We start from the raw sequence: 1,294 nt of genomic DNA on the forward strand, positions 1-1,294 counted from the left end.
CTCCAGCAGTACTTCGTGGCTTGGCCTGGGCAAACGCCGAGCGGTGGGAGTACTAGGGCGCGTATTGGGTTGTGATCAATCTGCCGGGTTCGGCTTCGTGGCGGGGTCTGATCCGGTAGTTCTTTTCGCATGACGCGAGCGCAACTGACAGACGTGGAGTGGGAGTTCATCGAGCCGTACCTGCCGATCGGCGAGTACGGCCCGTATCCCGGGCGGTTGCGGCAGCAGTTCGAGGGTGTGATCTGGCGATTCAAGACGGCGGGGCAGTGGCGGGAGATGCCGCAGGAGTTCGGTGCTTGGTCGACCGTGCACAACCGCTTCCGGCAGTGGCGGGACGCCGGCGTCTTCGAGGCCCTCCTCGAGGGTCTGATCGCGGAAGCCGCGAAGCGTGGTGAGGTGGACTTGTCCCTGGTCAGCGTGGACTCCACCGCAGCCAGGGCCCATCACGACGCTGCCGGAATGCACCTCGACGCCGACACGCTTGCCGCCCTGGAGAAGGCCGCCGCCGAGGAGGAGAAGGCCCGGCAAAAGGGGGCGCCCCGGAGGAACAAGTCGGGCAGGACACCGGAGACGGGCCGGCCCGAGAAGAACGGCGGCGCGTCCGGCGGCGTTGCAGGGTCCGGCTGAAAGCCGCCCTGCTCGGACGCTCGAGGGGCGGTCTGACCAGCAAGGTCCACCTCGCCGCCGACCGCAAGTGCCGGCCATTGGCGTTCGTCCTGACCGCGGGACAGGCCGCGGACAGTCCGCAGTTCATCCCCGTGCTGAGGAAGATCCGGGTCCGGGGACCTGCAGGCCGGCCTCGGACCCGACCCGACGCGGTAGCCGGGTACAAAGCGTATTCGTCCCGCGGCAACCGCGCCCACCTGCGTAAACGCGGCATCAAGGTGGTCATCCCGGAGAAGAGGGACCAGGCGGCCAACCGGGCGAAGAAAGGCAGCAGGGGCGGCAGGCCCGTCAGCCACGACACCGACCTCTACAAGGAACGGAACACCGTCGAGCGGCTGATCAACAAACTGAAGGCATGGCGAGGCATCGCCACACGGTACGACAAGACTCCGGAAAGCTACCTGGCCAGCCTCCACTTACGTGCCTCGATGATCTGGATCAGAGACCTCACGCAGACCACCTCCTGATCACAACCCAATACGCGCCCTAGTACTGCAACGGTCTTTGCCGTGACTGGTGGTCAGTTTCAGGGACTGTGTCCGCGTCGTTTGTAGTGGCTGATGCGGGCTTGGTGCTGGCGTCTGCGGCGCCAGGTTGACCAGTTGAGGATGTGGTCGACGGGTGGGGG

1 pseudogene is annotated in these 1,294 nt (G+C 66.0%); it reads left to right on the forward strand.

Features of this window, described 5'->3' with window-relative positions:
• Window positions 1–129 precede the first annotated feature (129 nt).
• Window positions 130–1,133, forward strand: a pseudogene (locus ACFU99_RS43950) (IS5 family transposase).
• Window positions 1,134–1,294 lie beyond the last annotated feature (161 nt).

The sequence above is a fragment of the Streptomyces sp. NPDC057654 genome (assembly GCF_042800135.1).
Classification (GTDB): domain Bacteria; phylum Actinomycetota; class Actinomycetes; order Streptomycetales; family Streptomycetaceae; genus Streptomyces.